Source organism: Mycobacterium sp. (assembly GCF_040398885.1).
Lineage (GTDB): Bacteria > Actinomycetota > Actinomycetes > Mycobacteriales > Mycobacteriaceae > Mycobacterium.
The window spans coordinates 1-2694 of sequence record NZ_JBBATF010000189.1; the positions used below are offsets into that span (position 1 = coordinate 1).

Genomic DNA, 2694 nt, shown 5'->3' on the forward strand with positions numbered 1-2694 from the left:
CTGGTCAGTTCCGGACTGGTCAGCGTTGCGTTCATGGGCTCCTCCAAAGGTGCTCAGCGCCCCGGCGGCGACCCGAGGTGGTTCTACTGTGTCAGACGTTCCCCGCGGCGCGGTTGTTCCCCAGCCGGAATGGTGTGTCGTGTCTCACTACAATCAAACGTGTACGTCCCGGCCGGTCGGCCGACCGGCACGATGGTCGCATGTGGTTGGTCCACCTGTGTGCGACAGCCGACTGGGACGCGGCCGACCGGGCGGGGGAGGTGCGCCCGGAGTCCCTGTCGGCGGCCGGCTTCGTGCATCTGTCCGCCCAGCACCAGGTCCATCTGCCGGCCAACCGGCTGTTCGCAGGCCGGACCGACCTCGTCATGCTCTTCGTCGATCCCGCCATGCTCGGCGCTCCGCTGCGCTGGGAGCCGGGCGTCCCCGGCGATCCGGAATCCATGCTGTTCCCGCACCTCTACGGTGCCCTGCCGACCGCCGCGGTCGTCGCCGTCCGGCCGTATCCACCCGGTCCGGACGGCAGGTTCCCCCCAATTGTCCCGCCGCCGTCGACCGGCTGTTAGCTTTGGCGGTGGCCGGGCACCGGGCGCTTTGCGGAAACCCCCCCATTCCGCAACGGTGGCATGGCGCCCGGCCGCCTGTCCAAATAGGCTTCTTGCCGTGAGCAAGCCGCCGAAGCTCGATGTCCTGGATGTGGCCGATGTCCCGCTGCGCGAGCTGTCCGGGTTCGCCATGGGGAGCGACGAGGTTCTCGCGGTGGGCGACCGGGAGCCGACGATCTTCACCGCCGCGGTGGCTTCGTGGCCGCTGCAGTGGCGGGCCATCGACCTGTCGGGGCTGAACCTCCCCGACGGCGGGACGCAATTCGAGGCCGTCGCGCCGACCGGCCCCGATACCGTCCTGGTTCTGCAGGAACAGCCCGCCCGGGTGTTGAACATCGACCTTGCCGGCCCGGCTCTGCTCGGCCAGGTGCATCTGGACGTCCCGGAAGGCCACCCGCTTCGGGACGCATGGCTCGGCGACCGTTCGTCACGCGGGGAGTCGCTGCTGCTGGCCGAACGCGGCCACCTGATCGTGGTCAAGGAGAAGGACCCGCCGGCGATCCTGGAATTCGGCCCGCCCGGAGACGCCCCGGCCGGCTGGCGCCGGGGCGGGGCGCCGGTGCCGCCGTTGCCGGGCGATGCCACACTGACAGTCCTGGCCACGTGGTGGCTGGGTGAGAAGCTGCAGAAGCAGCTTCCCGACATCAGCGATGCGACCGTCGGCCCGGACGGCCGGTTGTACCTGCTGTCGGATCAGGGCGCATCGCTCGCGCGGCTGCCGGACCTGCTGGATCCGCGCGGCGGCACCGTCGAGGCGATCGCGGTGTGGCGAATCGGCGGCGGATCGGACAACCCGGAGGGACTGATCATCCTTCCGGACGGCACCCCGCTGATTGGGCTGGACACCAAATCGCCACGGCGCAATCTGCTGCGCATGGAGAAGATTCCGCTGGAGTAGCGCTACGCCGCTACGCCGCTACCGCGCTATCGGGCGTCCGACGCGGCCCGCCCCGCTGCCGCGGCTTTCACGGCCCCGGCCGACTTCCCCGCCGCCGCCCGCACCGGCTGTGCGGCCCGCCGCGGCGCGGCCGCCGCGGCCGGTGCGGAGACCTGCGTGGCGGGAGCTTCAGCGGCAGCCGCGACCGCTTTCGGGTCGTTACGGATGTAGGCCGAGTCGACGGTCTTGCGCAGCGCGGCTTCCTGAGGCGCCAGCTTCGGGTTCAGGGTCACCAGCGGAAGGGTCTTGGTGGGGACGAGGTAGCTCGTCGTGACACCACCCTTGGGGTTGGTTTTGACGGTGATGTTCGACTTGGGCACCGCGCTCAGCGGGGCGAGCATCGACGGGATGTGCACGATCTGGGAGCCGGCCATCGCGTTGGCGATCGCGGTCGGGTTGGGGCGGTCCGGGAAGTCCGCGTAGCCGTCGTACTGCCCGGTCACCACCGTGACGTTGTATTTCGATTCCACCGGAGTCTTGTACTGGTAGCCGATGGTGGCGTCGTAGCGGTTCTTGTTGAAGTTGCAGCGCGACGAATCGGCGATCACCACGAAGGAGAGCTTGCTCTTGTCTGGCGATACTGCCTGCGCGTCGAGCTTGGCGATCTGCTGGTCGACCACCAGTGCCCCGGCGGACAGCCCGATGACGGTGACGGTGTCGCCGTTGGCCAGCGACTTCGAGATCGCCGCGTCGAGGTTCTTCGCGCCGATGTCGATTGACTGGGTCAGGGTGTAGTTCTTGCCGACGACCGGTTTGGCCTGCGCCGGCCACGACACGTTCTCCCGGACATAGTTGCTGCCGCCGTAGGCGCCGCCGAGGATCGCGCCCATGGCCAGCGGGCTGAGGTCTCCCGCGCCCAGGCCGTTGACCATAAGGACCTTGTTGGCGGCATCGGCGGTCGTGGCCGCCGCCAACGCCAGGCCGGTGGTGACGACGGCGATGCCGATCGCGCGCGTGATGCTGGGCATGTCAGATCCCTTCGAGGGCGGGGTTAGGAATTATGGGAGCGGGAGAGCTTGTTGGACGGACCGGCAAGCCGCGGCCCGCGAACGGCATCACCGGACCGACTGCCGATGCCGGCGCCCTTCGCCGCCCGTGCGGGTCCCCGCTGGGCCGCCGGGGACCGGTCCACGGCGGGTGTCTCGGGCTCGGGCT

The 2694-nt window shown here is 69.6% G+C and carries 3 protein-coding genes; 2 read left to right on the forward strand and 1 reads right to left on the reverse strand.

From position 1 onward, the window contains the following. The first annotated feature begins 200 nt into the window (after positions 1–200). Both ADBZ5U_RS14275 and ADBZ5U_RS14280 read left to right on the forward strand, forming a co-directional pair. Positions 201–563, forward strand: a complete 363-nt coding sequence (locus ADBZ5U_RS14275; RefSeq protein ID WP_526811272.1) for a DUF952 domain-containing protein — start codon at positions 201–203, stop codon at positions 561–563. Positions 564–660: 97 nt separating this feature from the next. After that, on the forward strand, positions 661–1500 hold the full coding sequence (locus ADBZ5U_RS14280; protein ID WP_526811274.1) for a YjiK family protein: 840 nt from the start codon (positions 661–663) through the stop codon (positions 1498–1500). Positions 1501–1526: 26 nt separating this feature from the next. Here the strand turns inward: ADBZ5U_RS14280 and ADBZ5U_RS14285 are convergent, their stop codons facing one another. Beyond that, a complete protein-coding gene (locus ADBZ5U_RS14285; RefSeq protein WP_526811276.1) occupies positions 1527–2507 on the reverse strand; it encodes a PE-PPE domain-containing protein in 981 nt (326 codons plus the stop codon). Positions 2508–2694: the final 187 nt, after the last annotated feature.